Genomic DNA, 15,888 nt, shown 5'->3' with positions numbered 1-15,888 from the left:
TCGAGGAGGTGGCGGCACGCCGACCGGCAAGCCGGCGCCGGATCATCCCGCGAACGTATAAGCGGTCTTTACCGTGGTGTAGAATTCCATGGCATAGCGGCCCTGTTCGCGCGGGCCGAAGCTCGAACCCTTGCGCCCGCCAAAGGGGACGTGGAAGTCGACGCCCGCCGTCGGCAGGTTGACCATGACCATGCCGGCTTCGGAGTTGCGCTTGAAATGCGTGGCGTGCTTGAGGCTCGTGGTGCAGATGCCCGAGGTCAGGCCGAACGGCGTGTCGTTGGCGCCGGCAAGCGCTTCGTCATAGTCCTGGACGCGGATGACGCTGGCGACGGGGCCGAAAATCTCCTCGCGCGAACTGCGCATGGCGTTGGTGGCCTCGGTCAGCAGCGCCGGCTTGAGATAGAAACCCGGCGTCTTGCGGTCGAGCCGTTCACCACCGAAGGCGAGCGTGGCGCCTTCCCGGACACCGATGGCGATATAGTCCTCGTCCTGCTTGAGCTGGGTCGCGTCGACCACCGGGCCGATCTGCGTCTGCGCGTCGAGCGCGTCGCCGATCACCAGCTTTTCCATGCGCTCCTTGAGCGCGTCGACGAAGCGGTCGTGGATGCCGTTGGTGACGATCAAACGCGACGAGGCCGTGCAGCGCTGGCCGGTCGAGAAGAAGGCGCCGTTCAGCGCGCAATCGACAGCGACCGCGAGATCGGCGTCGTCGAGCACGACCAGCGGGTTCTTGCCGCCCATTTCGAGCTGGAACTTGCGCATGTGCTCGACACTTGCCGCGGCGACGCGTTTGCCGGTTCCGACCGAGCCGGTGAAGGAGATGGCGTTGACGTCGGGGCTGTCGAGCATTGCCTGGCCGACCACCGAGCCCTTGCCCATGACGAGGTTCAGCACGCCCTTGGGCAGGCCGGCGCGATGCAGGATGTCGACGATGGACCACGCGCTTTCGGGAACGAGTTCGGCCGGCTTGAAGACGACGGTGTTGCCGTGAGCCAGCGCCGGAGCGATCTTCCAGGCGGGGATGGCGATCGGGAAATTCCATGGCGTGATGATGCCGACAACGCCAACCGCTTCGCGCGTGATCTCGACGCCGACGCCCGGCCGCACGCTTGGCACCACCTCTCCCGACAAGCGCAGTGTTTCGCCGGCAAAGAAATCGAATATCTGGGCGGCGCGGATGGTCTCGCCAATGCCCTCGGCCAGCGTCTTGCCTTCCTCGCGCGCCAGGTTGCGGCCGAGTTCGTCCTTGCGCGCCATGATCTCGTCGGCGGCCTTTTTCAGCACCGCATGGCGCGCCAGCGGGCCGGAGCGGGACCATGCCGGAAACGCCGCCTTGGCCGCCGCGATCGCCTGGCCCGCCTGTTCGACCCCCGCCGAGGCATATTCGCCGACGACGTCGCCGGTATCCGAGGGGTTGATGTTGCGGGATCCGGCATCGCCGACCCATTCGCCGTCGATGAGGTTCTTTCGAAACGCTGTCATGTCCTTGCCTTCCCTGGCTGTTGGCCGCGCGGCGGCATCCGTCTGAAGTGGTATTTGCCAGACAATTGCCTTGCGGGAAAGCACGCACTGGGCTCGAAGGCCGCCACAAAAGTCCCCGGGCCTGCGCTCATGCCTCCGGTGCAGCGGCGGCAGTGCGCGTCGACAACCACTCCAGCTAACATCGGTGGATGGCTCGCCGGGTCAAGGTCGAATTGCCATGTACACATATGTCCACGAACTTGATTTGCCTGATCCGGCATGTCATGCGTCGTGGCGATGACAGCACTCGAGACGACGATCCAACGTGCCGGCGCCACCGGCAACATCAAGGCCACTCGCGAAGACTGGCTGAAGCTTGCGCTTGAAACTCTGATCTCGGACGGCGTCGAACGCGTCCGCGTGCTGACGCTTGGCCAACAGCTCGACGTCTCGCGCTCGAGCTTCTACTGGTATTTCAAGAGCCGCCAAGACCTGCTCGACCAGTTGCTGGACCACTGGCGGCAGACCAATACCCGATTCATCGTCGAGCGCGCCGAACGCCCTTCCGCGACTGTCATTCGCGGGGTGATGAGCATTTTCGAATGCTGGGTGGACGAAAAGCTGTTCGACCCGCGGCTGGATTTCGCGATCCGGGCATGGGCTCGCCGCTCCCCCGCGACAAGGCGCGCGCTGGACGAGGCTGACGAAGAACGAGTCAATGCCATCCGCGGCATGTTCATGCGTCATGGCTACGAGGAGGAAGACGCGTTCGTGCGGGCCCGGGTGCTCTATTTCATGCAGATCGGCTACTATTCGCTCGAACTCGACGAGCCGATGAGCAGCCGCCTGCCGCATGTTGCCGCGTATCTGCGCAGCTTCACAGGCCGAGAGCCTACGGCGGGCGATGTCGAGGATTTTTCACGTTACGTGGAGGAGACCATCTCGCGTAACCGTTAGCGTTGGCTGCCGCAAGCCGGGAGGACCGGCAACTAGACATACATGTCCATTACCACTAGCTTTGCCCTGATCAACCAGGCTTGTCGCCCACACAATGACCCGCATCTATTCCGCTTTGTCGCTGTTCAAGGAAGGCCTGGCCGGCCAGACCGGCTGGAAACAGGCCTGGCGCTCGCCCGAGCCGAAGCCGTCCTACGACGCGATCGTCATCGGCGGCGGTGGCCATGGACTGGCGACGGCCTATTACCTGGCCAAGAATCACGGCATCGCCCGAGTGGCCGTGCTGGAAAAAGGGTGGATCGGCGGCGGCAACACCGGCCGCAACACCACCGTGGTGCGCTCCAATTATTACTATCCTCAGAGCGTCGAGCTCTACGGGCTGGCGCACCGGCTCTACGAAGGCCTGTCCAAGGATCTGAATTACAACGTCATGCTGTCGCAGCGCGGCATGGTCAATCTGTGTCACTCGACCGCCGAAATGGAAGTCGGCGTGCGCACCGTCAACGCCATGCAGATCAGCGGCATCGATGCGGAGCTGTTTTCGCCCGAGGACGTGCGCCGGGTGGCGCCGATCTATAATTTCTCGGCCGGCGCGCGGTTTCCGGTGTTCGGCGGCATCTGGCAAGGCAGGGCCGGCACGGCGCGCCATGACGCGGTCGCCTGGGGTTATGCGCGCGCGGCGAGCCGGCTCGGCGTCGACATCATCCAGAATTGCGAGATCACTGATTTCATCGTCGAGGGCGGCCGCTGCCGCGGTGTCCAGACGACGCGCGGCATGTTCCGTGCCGAGCGCATCGGCATGGCGGTGGCCGGGCACTCCTCGGTTCTGGCTGAAAAAGCCGGCTTCCGGCTGCCGATCAACTCCTACGCGCTGCAAGCCTGCGTTTCCGAACCGGTGAAGCCGATCCTCGACACGGTGGTCCTGTCGCCCGGCACCGGCGTCTATGTCAGTCAGTCGGACAAGGGCGAGATCGTCATTGGCGGCGGGCTCGACCGCATCCCTTCCTATGCACAGCGCGGCAATTTGCCGACGCTGGAGACGGTGATCGCGGGGGTGCTGGAGATGTTCCCAATCTTCGGCCAGTTGAAGCTGATGCGGCAATGGGCGGGCATTGTCGACGTCGTGCCGGATTCCTCGCCGATCATCGGGGAATCGCCGCTGCCCAATCTGTTCCTCAATTGCGGCTGGGGCACGGGCGGCTTCAAGGCGATCCCCGCCGGCGGCACGCTGCTGGCGAACCTGCTGGCGAGCGGCAAGCACAACGACATCAGCCGGCCCTTCGATCTCGACCGCTTCGCCAGCGGGCGGCTGATCGACGAAGCGGCCGGCTCCGGCATCGCGCACTGATATGCACAGAGACCAGGACTAGGCGTCATGCAGCTCTTTCCTTGCCCGTTCTGCGGCCCGCGCGACGAGACCGAATTCCACTATGGCGGCGATGCCGGCAATACCAGGCCGGATGGCGGAGATGTGCCCATCGATCGCTGGGCCAACTATCTCTACCTGCGCTCCAATCCGAAAGGCGCGGCGCGCGAAATCTGGGTGCACATGAACTGCGGCGAGTTCTTCGTCATGGAGCGCGACACGCTCACGCACGAGGTGCAGTCCTCGTCCGCGCTGGGCGAGGAGCACGCGGCATGACCGCCTCGCGTCTTGCCACCGGCGGCAGCGCCATCGACCGCTCGCGCCCGCTCCGCTTCAGCTTCGACGGCACAAGCGTGGACGGCTTTGCCGGCGACACCATCGCCTCCGCGCTGCTCGCCAACGACGTCGCGGTCGTCGGCCGCAGTTTCAAATACCACAGGCCGCGCGGCATCTGGGGCGCCGGCGTCGAGGAGCCCAACGCGCTGGTCGATATAGGCGGCTCACGCGCGACGCCGAACACGCGCGCCACGACCGAGCCGGCACACGATGGGCTGGCGGCCAAAAGCGTCAATGCGACGCCCAATGCATTGAGCGACCGCAACGCCTTCCTTGACCGTTTTGCGCGCTTCATTCCGGCGGCGTTCTATTACAAGACCTTCATGTGGCCGGACTGGCACATGTTCGAGCCACGCATCCGCGCCATGGCCGGACTGGGCAAGGTCGACACGGACTGGATCTCATCAGGCCCGCCGGACCAGATCAATCATCATTGCGACGTGCTGGTGGTGGGCGCCGGGCCGGCCGGACTGGCGGCGGCCAAGCTCGCGGCCGGCGTGGGCCTCTCCGTGACGCTGGTCGACGACCAGCAGAAGCCGGGCGGGTCGCTCGGCCACCGCGCCGGCGAGATCGACGGCAGGCCAGCTGCCGGATGGCTCGAGGAGACGCTCGCGACACTTGCCGCCGGGGGGCATCTGATCCTGCCCTCGACCACGGCCTTTGGCATCTACGACCACAATCTGGTCGGCCTGAACCAGCGCCATTTCGATGGCCGGCCCGACACGCTATGGCGGGTCCGGCCGCGCCGGATCGTGCTGGCTACCGGCGCCATCGAGCGGCCGCTGCCTTTCGCCAACAATGATCTGCCGGGAATCCTGTCGGCCGATGCCGCGCTCGCCTATCTCAGACGCCATGCGGTGCTGGTTGGCCGGCGCGTCGTCGTCGCCACCAACAATGACAGTGCCTATGAGGTCGCGGAGGCGATCGCCGAGGCCGGCGCCGAAGTGACGCTTATCGACATCAGGCGTGACGGGATGCCCGCCGCGCCCGCCACGATACGGTTGTCCAAGGGGCGGGCGCTCGCCTCCGCCACCGGCAGGCTACGCGTTGAAGGTGTGACGCTGGACGACGGCACCAGGCTCGACGCCGATTGCGTGCTGGTCTCGGGGGGCTGGACGCCGACCATTCATCTCTTTGGCCAGGCCAAGGGCAAGCTTGCTTGGAGCGAGGCCCGCGCCGCCTTCCTGCCTGGCAATCCGGTTGACGGCATTTCCGTGGCGGGCGCCGCCGCCGGCGCGGTTTCCTTGTCGGACGTGTTCGCCTCCGCGGAGAAAGCCGGCGCATCGCTCGGCCAGACGGAGGCGGTAACCCCGCGCAGCACCGGTCCGGAAGCGACAGCCGGGATTGTAGCCGCCTGGCCGGTGCCCGGCTCGAAAGGACGAATCTGGATCGACTACCAGAACGACGTCACGGTGAAGGACGTGGAACTGGCGGCCCGCGAAAACTTCGTCTCGGTCGAACATCTGAAGCGCTACACCACGCTCGGCATGGCGACCGATCAGGGCAAGACCTCCAACCTGCCCGGACTGGCGCTGATGGCCGGGATCACCGGCCGAACGGTGCCGGAAGTCGGCACCACCACCTATCGCCCACCCTTCACGCCGGTGCCGTTGGCGAGTTTCGCCGGCGCGCGCGTTGGCGAGTTAATGGCGCCGGTGCGCCGGCTGCCGCTGGAAAACGTCCACCGCGCCAGCGGCGCCGTCTTCCAGGAATATGGCGGCTGGCTGCGCCCGGCGCACTATGGCGGTCGCAATGCGGACGCGGAACGCGCCATCCAGGACGAGGCGTTTCGCGCGCGCCAGTCGGTCGCGCTGTTCGACGGTTCGACGCTCGGCAAGATCGAGGTGATCGGACCCCGGGCGGCCGAATTCGTCGATTTCCTCTACTACAACACCATGTCGACGCTGAAGCCGGGCCGCTGCCGCTACGGCTTCATGCTGTCGGAGAACGGCGTGGTCTTCGATGACGGCGTGCTGGTGCGGCTGGACGAGCACCGTTTCGTCGTGTCGTGCTCGTCCTCGCATGTCGCCGCCGTGCATGCCAGGCTGGAGGAATGGCGCCAGGACCGGTTCGGGCGCGGCGCCGTCTACATCCACAACGCCACTTCGGAGATGGCGACGCTGACCGTCTCCGGGCCGAACGCCCGCAAGCTGCTCGAAACGGTGGGGCTCGGCCTTTCACTCGCCGACGCCGACCTTCCGCATATGGCGGTCGGCCATGGCAGCTATCCGGGAGACGCGGTTCGGATTGCCCGCGTCAGTTTCACCGGCGACAGGAGCTATGAAGTCTCTATCCGGGCCGACCGCGCCGAACCTTTGTGGGCGCATCTGCGCCAGGCCGGCCAGGCGTTCGATGCCGTTCTCATCGGGCTCGAAGCACTGATGATCCTGCGTGCCGAGAAGGGCTTCATCGTCATCGGCAAGGACACTGACGGCACCACGCTGCCGCACGATCTCGGTGTGGCGGGTCCCCGGACGAAGCGCCAGAGCGAGTTCGTCGGCCGCCGCTCGCTGTTCACCGAGGAGGCTTCGCGCGGCGACCGCCTGCAGCTTGTAGGCCTGACGGTGCCGCAAGGCGAAGCGCCTCTGCCAACCGGCGCGCATGGCGTCAAGCGGAGCGATGGCAGACTGCACAGTCAGGGCTTTGTCACCTCCAGTTATCAGAGCCCCACCCTCGGCCAGCCGATTGCGCTTGGCCTGATCGAACGGGGTGCGGCGCGGCACGGCGAAACGATCGAAATCCAACATCTCGGCAAGCTCGGGACGGCGACGATCGCCGCCCCTTGCGCCTACGACCCGTCGGGAGACCGGCTCAATGCGTGATCTCGCGGAAAAATGGTCTGTCGCGCCGGACTGGCCGTCGGCGACCATCAATTCACCCGGCCTGGCGGTGCGCGCTGTCCCTGGCCTCGACCAGATATTGGTCAGCGGCGACCTCGACGCCTGGGCTCGCCTGTCCGACATGGACGGGACTGGCGTGGGCGCCCTTGGCGCGGCTCAGGGTGACCGCTATGGCGCGCGGCTGGCGCGCGACCGGCTGCTCGCCGTGTCGAACACGCCGCTTGCCCTTGCCGCCGGTTGGCACGCGGAAGGCTTCGCGGTGACGGCGATCGGCGCCGGGCTGCAGGTGTTCGAGGCCGAAGGCCCGGCACTCGATGCTTTCATCGCGCGTGGAACGACGCTCCACCCAAGGCAGCCAAGTGCCAGCGCGGCGCTATCCTTCGCCGGCATCAGCGCCGTCGTCTATCGCCATGACGGCAAGCTGCGCATCCACGTCGATCGCGGTCTCGCCGCCTATCTCTGGACGTGGATGGAGACGGCTGCCGCCAACATCGCCGCCGAATCACCGAGTTAGGCAGGCGGCGACATTCACGCTCAGAGCGTGAAAGACCAGAACAGGCAGGCCAGCGTCGCGACGGCAAAGATCACGAAGAACAGGCTGCGCAGCAGCACGTTGCGGCGCAGCTCGTTCATGACGAAGTGGCAGCCGATGATCGCGGCCGCAAACAGGAAACGCCAGTTCAGCACCGCCCACAAGACATCCCGCTGACCGAAAGCCCATCTGGCGACGAGGCAGCCAAGGATAGCCGCAAACAGTACGATGACGGTCCAGAAGATCGCGTCCGCGGCGTTGGTCAGCACAATGCTGGCTGCCCTGATCGGCAGGAGCATCATCAGCAGGGCGCTGAAGAAATAGACCGCGGCAAGTGGAATGAACGTGCCGGCATCGGCGATGCCGTCAAGCCGTCTCACACCGATGGCGCCATAGGGATAGCCGTGCCTGGCCACCGCCAGGCTGAGCGCCATGAGCAAGGCGGTCAGCACCGCGACCAGTGCGAAGGATGTGAGGGCTTTGCTCATGATGTTCCTGTCCCGGGCGAATCAGACAGGAACCGGTGTAGCCGATGGTCGTAAATTGCGCGTAAGCTTTCCCCGCCACCGGCACCCCGAAGGGGGTAACCGGCAGGGCGAAATCACTTGGCGATGACCGTATCGACGATGGCGCGCGTCCGGCCGCCGGTGGGAAATCAGCTCCAGGCGTGCAGCGGCGGATTCTCGCCATTGAGGAAATATTTGCCGAGGATCGAATATTTCCAGCGCACCGGATCGTGCAGCGTGTGCGTCCGGGCGTTGCGCCAATGGCGGTCGAGATTGTGCTCGGCCAATGTCGAGCGCGTGCCGGCCAGTTCGAACAGCTTGTTCGTCGCCGCAATGGCGATCTCGGTCGACAGGATTTTTGCTTCCGCGGTGACGATCTGGGCGTGCGCCACGATCTCGGCGGTCGGCTCGGCCACCGCCTTGTCGATCGCGTGGCCAGCCTTTTCGAGCAGCGCCTGCGCCGCGTGCAGGCGCAGCGTCAGGTCGCCGATCGCCTGGATGGTGTAGGGATCGTCCCAGGCATTGTCGACACCGCTGTCGATCCAGGCGCGGCTCCTGGTCCTGACGAAGTGGACCGTCTCGTCGATCGCCGCCTGGGCGATACCGGTATCCACCGCCACCTGGATGATCTGGAAGATGGCGCCGTCGGCGGTCGGCTTGTCGTAGCCCTTGTAGCCGGGCACCAGATGCGTCTTCGGCACCTTGACATTGTCGATGATGACAGTGCCCGACAGCGTCGTGCGCTGGCCGAAGCTCGACCAGTCGTCGACGACCGTCAGGCCCGGCGCGCCGCGATCGGCGATAGCATACCAGGCACGGCCCTCGTCATCGAGCGCGACGATCGGCACCAGATGGGCGAGCAGCGCGCCAGAGGAATAGAATTTGCGGCCATTGACGACGACATGGTCGCCGGCATCGGTGAAGCGGGTTTCGAAATCGGCGGCGCGTTTGGAGCCGAACTCGGAAAAGGCGTTGCCGAACCGCGTGCCCTTCAGCGCCTCGGCGAAAAGCAGCTTCTGCTGCTCGATGTCGGAGACGGTGCGGATGGCGGCGACGACGCCGAGATGGTTCTGCGCGACCTGGCCGATCGAAGAATCGGCCGCCGAGATGATCTCGATCACCTTGGCCAGCGTTGCATAGGAGACTTCGGGACCGCCGAATGCCCTGGGCACGTTGATCGACCAGAGGCCGCTTTGCGAAAAGGCGTCGAGTTCGGCTACCGGCCAAATTCGCTCGCGGTCGCGCTTCGACGAATCCTTGACGAATTCGGCGGCCAGAGCGTGGGCGACGGCGATCGCTTCGGCGTCGTCCCTGATGATATGTGCCGGCGCCGAGGGCCTTGCGACCGGCGGTACGGCGGCGGAAGCATGGTCGGTCTTGACGGTCGAGACGGTCATTTCATTGCTCCTTCAAATTTCGGTTCAGGCAACGGCATGGAGATGGGGGGACTTGGGGGCGGGCGTCGGCTGCTGGCCGAGATAGAGCGCCCTGATATCCTCGCGCTGGCGGAGATCGGCGGCTGTGCCGGAGAGCACGGAGACGCCGTTTTCGAGCACGGTGGCGTGGTCGGCATAGCGAAGTGCTACCGCCGAGTTCTGCTCGGCGACCAGGATCGACAGGCCGGTCTCGCTGTTGAGTTTCCTCAACGTCTGGAAAATATCCTGCACGATGAGCGGGGCGAGCCCCATCGACGGTTCGTCCAGCACGAGCAAGCGCGGCCGCGACATCAGCGCCCGGCCTATTGCCGTCATCTGCTGTTCGCCGCCAGAGGTCAGGCCCGACAAGGTCCGGCGCTTTTCCTTCAGACGTGGGAAAAAGGCATAGATCCGTTCGAGGTCGGCGCTGATCTCGGCGCGGCGGCCGCCGCGGCCGATGCCGCCGGCGACCAGATTGTCCTCGACGGTGAGGCTCTTGAAGCAGTGGCGGCCTTCCAGTACCGGCACCAGGCCGGCACGCACCAGATCGCCGGGCTTGCGGCGCGCGACATCCGAGCCCTCATAGCGGATGGTGCCGGCGTTGACCTGGCCCCGTTCGGCCGGCAGCAGGTTGGAGACGGCCTTCAGCGTGGTGGTCTTGCCCGCGCCATTGGCGCCGAGGAGCGCCAGGATCTCACCGCGCCTGATCTCGAAGCTGACGCCGTGCAGCGCCGTGATGGCGTGGTTGTAGGTGGCGTGGACCGCGTCGACAGCAAGGATGATTTCGGTGTCGGGCATGACTGTCTTCCGTACTTGTCGGAACCGAACCGGCCCGGCGCCGCGGAAGGCATCCGCGGCACCCGGCCTGTTGATCAGTTGGTGGTCACTGCGTTGGCATCGTCGGCGGTGCGTAGCTTGATGCCCTTCTCGGCGGCATAGGCTTCGGCGGACTTTTCGATAATCGGCCGCAGCAGCGCCCAGTCCGGGGCGATCCAGTCGGAGACGACGTTCCACTTCTTGCCGTCCCACTGCTGGAAGGTGACGTAGCCCTCGCCCTCATGGTTGTCCCAGCTGACATTGATCGAGTGGAACAGGTCCTTGGCGCCGAGCGCCTCGACCTTGGCCGGATCGAGCTTGAGATGCTCGAAACCCCAGCGGACCTCGTCGCCGGTCAGCGTGCGGTGGCCGAACTTCTCCTGGGCGACGCGGATCGCCTCGACGTTGAGAATGCCGTTGACGATGCCGAGATTGTGGTAGACCGAGCCGATACGGGACTTGTCCTCGAGGTTGCCCTTGCCTGCGCCGTAGACGGTCTTCACGATTTCCTTCACCACGGGATAGGAATTGCCCGAAGCCTGGGTGGTGATGGCGGTGTAGCCCTTGGCGGCGTCGCCGGCGGGAATGACGTCCTCTTCCGAGTTCGACCAGACATTGCCGACGATGTGATCGACGGGGTAGCCGACCTTAACGGCGGTCTTCAGCGCCACCGGGTTCATGACGCCCCAGCCGCGCAGGACGACGAAATCAGTCTTGGCGCGGCGGATGGTCAGCCACTGCGACTGCTGCTCGTTGCCGGGATGCGGCACTTCGATCTGCTGCACGGCGAAGCCGTATTTCTGCGCCAGCAGTTCGTAGATCGGTATGGTCTCCTTGCCATAGGGCGAGCCGTGATAGAGCACGACGATCTTCTTGCCCTTGAGCTTGTCGATGCCGCCCTCCTTCGAGGCGATGTAGTTCACGATGCCCGACGTCTCGCTGTAGGGGTTGAGCAGCAGCGGGAAGACGTAGGGGAAAACACGCCCATCGGTGGAATCGGTGCGGCCGTGGTTGACCGTTATCAGCGGCACCTTGTCGGCGGTGATGCGGTCGATCATGGCGTAGGCGATGCCGACCGAGAGCGGGTTCCAGGCGGCCGCGCCGGCATGGCTCTTCTGGCGCTCATAGCATTCGACGCCGCGCTCGACCTCATACTGGGTCTCGCATTCGTCCCAGGTCAGCTTGACGCCGTTGACGCCGCCGTCGCGGATGTTGATGAGGTTGAGATAGTCGATGAAGCCGCCGAAGAAGCCGGTGCCGCCGGCCGCATAAGGCCCGACGCGGTAGCTCTGCAGCGGGAAATATTGTTCGTCGGCATGGGCTGATGGCAAGGCCACCGACACGATCATCGCCGCGGACAAAGCCGCCGCCTTGAGTGTGCTGAGGAAGGTCATGGTTGGGGTACTCCCGGTATGGGCCGTCTTGGGTTCGGCCTCTGGTTCATTTTCAGGCGTGAATGCGGGGCTCAGGTCGACTGCCAGGCGAACAGGAGCCGTCTTCGGACCCTGTCCCACAGGGCCACCAGCCCATCGGGTTCCAGGATCAGAAACAGGATGATGAGGGCGCCGAGCACGATGCGCTGGCTCATGTCGAGCACGCCCGAGTCAAAGACGTCTCCAAGCAGGAAGCCGCCAAGGCGCGACAGGGCGAGCGGGAACACGACGATGAGGGCGGCACCGAAGAAGGCGCCACGGATCGAGGCCAGGCCGCCGATGATGATGATGAACAGGATCTGGAACGAGCGGTCGAGGTCGAAGCCATCAGGCTCGACTGTCCTGAGATAAGCGAAGGCCCAGATGACGCCGGCGACGCCGATGATGAAGGAGGAGATGGCGAAGGCCAGCAGCTTGGTCTTCAGCACCGGAATGCCGATGATGCGGGCGGCGATTTCATTGTCGCGGATGGCGATGAAGTTTCGTCCCGTCTGCGACGACACCAGCCGGTAGGCGAGGAAGGTGAGGATGCTGACGATGGTCAACGCGAAGAGATAGCGGCCGACGGCGCCGTCGAGCGCGAAGCCTCCTATCGAAAGCCTCGGCGCGTCGATGACGCCGGAGGCGGAGTTGTTCGAGAACCAGCTGAACTTGGTCAGCGCCCATTGCACGAAGAACTGAGCGGCAAGCGTCGAGACGGCGAGATAAAAGCCCTTCAACCGCAGGCTCGGCAGGCCGAAGACGATGCCGATCGAAGCGGCGACGATGCCGGCGAGAACGATACTGCCGATCAGCGGCAGGCCCTCGACGCGCAAGTTGAAATTATAGGCGGCGAAGGCGCCGGCCGCCATGAAGGCGGCGCTGCCCAGCGAGACCTGGCCGGCATAGCCTGTGAGGATGTTCAACCCCACACCGGCGAGACCGAGCGCCAGGAACGGCAGCAGTATGGCCTCGAACAAATAGCTCGATCCGATCAGCGGCACCACGCCATAGGCGAAGGCAAGCAACAGGACGGGCGCGATCCATTTCGGCAGCACCGGCGCGGAGAAGTCGGCTGCAATAGCGGCCATGGTCAGACCCTTTCCACGAGCTTCTGGCCGAACAGGCCGGAGGGACGGATCAAGAGGAAAACCAGCGCGACGACATAGGCGAACCAGCTCTCGATGCCGCCGCCGAAATAGTCGCCGATATAGACCTCGGCGAGCTTCTCACTGGCGCCGATCAGGAGCCCGCCGGCAATGGCGCCAAGGATGGAATCGAAGCCGCCCAGCACCAGCACCGGCAGCGCCTTGAGCACCACCAGCGACAGCGAGAACTGCACGCCGAGGCGGGCACCCCAGAGCAGCCCGGCGACCAGCGCGACGAGGCCGGCCGCCGCCCAGACGGTCGCCCAGATCAGCGGCAGCCTGAGGCCGACCGCGAGTGCGGCGAACTGGTCGTCGGCGACGGCGCGGAAGGCGAGGCCGATGCGGGTGTAGCGGAAGAACAGCGACAACACGACAACCATGCCGGCCGCGACCACCGCCGCGAAGATGTCGAACTGGCTGATCAGCACGCCGCCGATTTCCAGCGGCACGTCCTCGATGCCGAGATCGAGACCGTGGACCTGCGTACCCCAGATCAATTGGGCAGCGCCCTCGATGATGTAGGACAGGCCAAGCGTCGCCATGAACAGGGTAATCGGCGGCTTGTTGGTGAGCGGCCGGAGCACCGTGCGCTCGATGGCGATGCCGATCACCACCATGATGGCGAAGGTTGCCACCAATGCCAGTGCAAACGGAACACCGCGTTCGACAAGGCTGACGAAAGTCAGCGCGGCGAACAGCAGCATCGCGCCTTGGGCGAAGTTGAGCACGCCCGAGGTCTTGTAGATCAGCACGAAGCCGATCGCGACCAGCGAGTACATGACACCGGACAGCAGGCCGCCGACGAGCACTTCGATGAAGAACTGGTAGTCGAAATCGGCGATCATATGCCCGCCCTTCCTTCATCACAGGAGAGGGCCTCATTGTCGGAGGCGATGCCGAGATAGGCATCGATGACGCGCTGGTCGTTGCGGACCTCTTCGGGGGTGCCGTCAGCGATCTTGCGGCCATAGTCCAGAACGGCGATGCGGTCGGACAGGCCCATGACGACGCCGACATCATGCTCGATCAGGACGACCGTGGTGGCAAAGCGGTCGCGCGCGGCGCGGACGAAATCAGCCATTTCGCTTTTCTCACTCGCTGTCATGCCGGCCATCGGTTCGTCGAGCAGCAGCAGGCGCGGTTCCGCCACCAGCGCCCGGGCGAGTTCGACCCGTTTCTGCAATCCATAGGGCAGCGTGCCGGCAAGACGATCGCGAACGGCGGCGAGGTCGAGAAATTCCAGGATCTGGGCGGAGCGGCTCAAGGCGTCGCGCCGCTCGCCGCGCGAGCGGCCGATGCCGAGCACCTGGCCGGCGAAGTTGGAACGGACCTTGTAGGCGAGGCCGGAGGCAACATTGTCGAGGACGCTGAGCCCTTTGAACAGAGCGAGGTTCTGGAAGGTCCTGGCGACGCCCAAATGCGCCAGCCGCTGCGTCGGCACCTGGGTATAGCCGACGCCGGCGAGCCGGACCTGGCCACGATCTGGGCGGTAGACGCCGCTAATGACGTTGATCAGCGAGCTCTTGCCGGCGCCGTTCGGGCCGATGATGGCGCGGATTTCACCTGATCGAACCGATAGGTCGATATCGGCCAGCGCGACGACACCGCCGAACGACAGGGCGATGCCCTGAAGCGACAGCAGCGGAGCAGTTGCATTGGCAGTAGATCCGGCCGCCCCAGCGTCGCCTTCGGACAACTGTGCAGGCTGGAGCACGGAGGGCAGGCCGCGCGCAAAGACTTCCGGCGCGTAGACCGAGGCTTCCATCGCTCCTAAGGCATAGCTGGGCAACGGCATTCCAATCGTCCTCGATTTCGCCCGCAGGCGCACGAATTCTCGATGCCGCCCGAAAGATCGAGCGCGCTTGAAAACCTGTGCTGGCCGGGCTGCCCGGCCAGCTTTTGGGGGAGATGACTATTCCGCTGCCAGCGACGCTGCCTGCTCGGCGTTTTCCAGCTCGCGAACGAGCGGAATGACGTGCTTGCCGAAATACTCGACCTCCTCCTGGAAGTGCAGGAAGCCGAGCAGGATGAGATCGGCGCCGGCGCGCTTCAGGTCGACGATGCGCTCGGCGACCTGCCTCGGCGTGCCGATCAGGTTCGAACGAAAACCGTCATTGTACTGGACCAGATCGTCGAAGGAGGATTTTGCCCAGTTGCCCTCGCCTTCCGGCGAGGCCTTGCCGGCATTCTTGACCTCGTGGCCGAAGGCGTTGACAGCCTCGGGGTTAGCCTTGGCGATAATTTCGGCGAGCACCGCCTTGGCCTCGTCCTCGGTCTCGCGGACGATGGCGAAGGCGTTGACGCCGACCTTGACGGAATGATTGCTGGCCTGTGCCTTGGTCTTGAGATCATCGACCTGCTTGGCGATTTCGGCCGGCGAGTTGCCGTTGGTGAAGTACCAGTCCGAAACACGCGATGCCATGTCGCGGGCGGCGCGCGAGGAACCGCCCTGGAAGATTTCGGGCAGGGGCTGCGGCGGCTTCGGCTTCAGGGAGTATTCGTTGAAGCGGTAGAAATCACCCCGGAAGGTGAAGCTGTCCTGCGTCCATATTCCGCGCAGCGCGCGGATGAATTCCTCCGAGCGGCGATAGCGCTCGTCATGGTCGAGCCAGTGTTCGCCGATGGCGTGGAATTCGCCACGGAACCAGCCGGAGACGAGGTTGATGGCGACACGGCCATTGGTCAGATAGCTGATGGTGGCAAGCTGCTTGGCCGCCAGCGCCGGGTTCCAGGGGCCAGGCAGGATCGCGGCGATGACTTTCAGCGTGGTGGTGGCCGCCAGCAGATCATGGCTGAACGCGACCGATTCATGCTGCTCGTCGGCACCGTAGCCGGCGGTGAAACGGATCTGGCTCAGCGCGTAGTCGAAGCCCGCCTTTTCGGCGATCTGGGCCAGCTTGCGGTTGTACTCGGCCGAATGGTTGGTGCGCTGCTCGATGTTGGAAATCACCAGGCCGCCCGAAACATTGGGCACCCAATAGGCGAATTTGACCGCGTCGGTTCCTGCATGTGCCATGAACTGTCTCCCATTCCAGGCCGTGTCGTTGATCGGTCCGGCGCGTAGCCGGGTTTCTTCAATATTTATTATGTTTATGGAAT

At 64.9% G+C, this 15,888-nt stretch carries 14 protein-coding genes; 5 read left to right on the top strand and 9 right to left on the bottom strand.

The window, feature by feature from the left end; genetic code table 11:
* Positions 1 to 42: 42 nt before the first annotated feature.
* Entirely contained in the window at positions 43 to 1,482 is a 1,440-nt protein-coding gene (locus tag EN850_RS12030; RefSeq protein WP_136091307.1) for an aldehyde dehydrogenase family protein, read from the bottom strand.
* A 276-nt stretch (positions 1,483 to 1,758) separates the two neighbouring features.
* Between EN850_RS12030 and EN850_RS12025 the strand changes: the two genes are divergently transcribed.
* From EN850_RS12025 to EN850_RS12005, 5 genes are all read left to right on the top strand, one after another.
* Positions 1,759 to 2,418 carry a TetR/AcrR family transcriptional regulator gene (locus EN850_RS12025; protein WP_189522249.1) on the top strand — a complete coding sequence of 220 codons (660 nt, stop codon included), beginning with the start codon at positions 1,759 to 1,761 and terminating at the stop codon, positions 2,416 to 2,418.
* Positions 2,419 to 2,512: 94 nt separating this feature from the next.
* Positions 2,513 to 3,766, top strand: a complete 1,254-nt coding sequence (locus tag EN850_RS12020; RefSeq protein ID WP_127276002.1) for a sarcosine oxidase subunit beta family protein — start codon at positions 2,513 to 2,515, stop codon at positions 3,764 to 3,766.
* 27 nt (positions 3,767 to 3,793) lie between these two features.
* Positions 3,794 to 4,060, top strand: a complete 267-nt coding sequence (locus EN850_RS12015) for a sarcosine oxidase subunit delta (RefSeq protein ID WP_127276003.1) — start codon at positions 3,794 to 3,796, stop codon at positions 4,058 to 4,060.
* Positions 4,057 to 6,942, top strand: a complete 2,886-nt coding sequence (locus tag EN850_RS12010) for a sarcosine oxidase subunit alpha family protein (RefSeq protein WP_136091306.1) — start codon at positions 4,057 to 4,059, stop codon at positions 6,940 to 6,942. The genes EN850_RS12015 and EN850_RS12010 overlap by 4 nt, the downstream gene beginning before the upstream one ends.
* The gene (locus EN850_RS12005; RefSeq protein WP_136091305.1) at positions 6,935 to 7,474 is read left to right on the top strand and encodes a hypothetical protein; all 540 of its coding nucleotides are present in this window, start codon (positions 6,935 to 6,937) and stop codon (positions 7,472 to 7,474) included. The genes EN850_RS12010 and EN850_RS12005 overlap by 8 nt, the downstream gene beginning before the upstream one ends.
* Before the next feature lie 20 nt (positions 7,475 to 7,494).
* On the opposite strand, the gene EN850_RS12000 is transcribed toward EN850_RS12005, so the two are convergent.
* From EN850_RS12000 to sfnG, 8 genes are all read right to left on the bottom strand, one after another.
* Positions 7,495 to 7,980, bottom strand: coding sequence for a hypothetical protein (locus EN850_RS12000; RefSeq protein ID WP_127279150.1), 486 nt, complete (start codon positions 7,978 to 7,980; stop codon positions 7,495 to 7,497).
* A gap of 167 nt (positions 7,981 to 8,147) precedes the next feature.
* The gene (locus EN850_RS11995) at positions 8,148 to 9,395 is read right to left on the bottom strand and encodes an SfnB family sulfur acquisition oxidoreductase (protein WP_127279151.1); all 1,248 of its coding nucleotides are present in this window, start codon (positions 9,393 to 9,395) and stop codon (positions 8,148 to 8,150) included.
* Positions 9,396 to 9,419: 24 nt separating this feature from the next.
* Positions 9,420 to 10,211, bottom strand: coding sequence for an ABC transporter ATP-binding protein (locus EN850_RS11990; protein ID WP_127279152.1), 792 nt, complete (start codon positions 10,209 to 10,211; stop codon positions 9,420 to 9,422).
* 74 nt (positions 10,212 to 10,285) lie between these two features.
* Positions 10,286 to 11,623 (bottom strand): ABC transporter substrate-binding protein, encoded by a 1,338-nt coding sequence (locus EN850_RS11985; RefSeq protein ID WP_136091304.1) that lies wholly within the window; start codon positions 11,621 to 11,623, stop codon positions 10,286 to 10,288.
* Positions 11,624 to 11,694: 71 nt separating this feature from the next.
* Positions 11,695 to 12,732 (bottom strand): branched-chain amino acid ABC transporter permease, encoded by a 1,038-nt coding sequence (locus tag EN850_RS11980; RefSeq protein WP_127872965.1) that lies wholly within the window; start codon positions 12,730 to 12,732, stop codon positions 11,695 to 11,697.
* Positions 12,733 to 12,734: 2 nt separating this feature from the next.
* Entirely contained in the window at positions 12,735 to 13,634 is a 900-nt protein-coding gene (locus EN850_RS11975) for a branched-chain amino acid ABC transporter permease (RefSeq protein ID WP_136091303.1), read from the bottom strand.
* Positions 13,631 to 14,584, bottom strand: coding sequence for an ABC transporter ATP-binding protein (locus tag EN850_RS11970; RefSeq protein WP_127872964.1), 954 nt, complete (start codon positions 14,582 to 14,584; stop codon positions 13,631 to 13,633). Before EN850_RS11970 ends, EN850_RS11975 begins: the two co-directional genes overlap by 4 nt.
* A 117-nt stretch (positions 14,585 to 14,701) precedes the next feature.
* Positions 14,702 to 15,805, bottom strand: coding sequence for a dimethylsulfone monooxygenase SfnG (gene sfnG / locus EN850_RS11965; RefSeq protein WP_127280761.1), 1,104 nt, complete (start codon positions 15,803 to 15,805; stop codon positions 14,702 to 14,704).
* Positions 15,806 to 15,888: the final 83 nt, after the last annotated feature.

This window comes from Mesorhizobium sp. M8A.F.Ca.ET.207.01.1.1 (assembly GCF_004794715.1).
Taxonomy (GTDB): domain Bacteria; phylum Pseudomonadota; class Alphaproteobacteria; order Rhizobiales; family Rhizobiaceae; genus Mesorhizobium.
This window is presented reverse-complemented; position numbering and strand designations above follow the sequence as displayed.

Coding starts and splice junctions, on each gene's coding strand:
- EN850_RS11980 (WP_127872965.1), bottom strand. CDS start 12,732: ATGGCCGCTATTGCAGCCGACTTCTCCGCGCCGGTGCTGCCGAAATGG.
- EN850_RS12010 (WP_136091306.1), top strand. CDS start 4,057: ATGACCGCCTCGCGTCTTGCCACCGGCGGCAGCGCCATCGACCGCTCG.
- EN850_RS12030 (WP_136091307.1), bottom strand. CDS start 1,482: ATGACAGCGTTTCGAAAGAACCTCATCGACGGCGAATGGGTCGGCGAT.
- EN850_RS11995 (WP_127279151.1), bottom strand. CDS start 9,395: ATGACCGTCTCGACCGTCAAGACCGACCATGCTTCCGCCGCCGTACCG.
- EN850_RS11985 (WP_136091304.1), bottom strand. CDS start 11,623: ATGACCTTCCTCAGCACACTCAAGGCGGCGGCTTTGTCCGCGGCGATG.
- sfnG (WP_127280761.1), bottom strand. CDS start 15,805: ATGGCACATGCAGGAACCGACGCGGTCAAATTCGCCTATTGGGTGCCC.
- EN850_RS11970 (WP_127872964.1), bottom strand. CDS start 14,584: ATGCCGTTGCCCAGCTATGCCTTAGGAGCGATGGAAGCCTCGGTCTAC.
- EN850_RS12000 (WP_127279150.1), bottom strand. CDS start 7,980: ATGAGCAAAGCCCTCACATCCTTCGCACTGGTCGCGGTGCTGACCGCC.
- EN850_RS11990 (WP_127279152.1), bottom strand. CDS start 10,211: ATGCCCGACACCGAAATCATCCTTGCTGTCGACGCGGTCCACGCCACC.
- EN850_RS12025 (WP_189522249.1), top strand. CDS start 1,759: ATGACAGCACTCGAGACGACGATCCAACGTGCCGGCGCCACCGGCAAC.
- EN850_RS12015 (WP_127276003.1), top strand. CDS start 3,794: ATGCAGCTCTTTCCTTGCCCGTTCTGCGGCCCGCGCGACGAGACCGAA.
- EN850_RS12005 (WP_136091305.1), top strand. CDS start 6,935: ATGCGTGATCTCGCGGAAAAATGGTCTGTCGCGCCGGACTGGCCGTCG.
- EN850_RS12020 (WP_127276002.1), top strand. CDS start 2,513: ATGACCCGCATCTATTCCGCTTTGTCGCTGTTCAAGGAAGGCCTGGCC.
- EN850_RS11975 (WP_136091303.1), bottom strand. CDS start 13,634: ATGATCGCCGATTTCGACTACCAGTTCTTCATCGAAGTGCTCGTCGGC.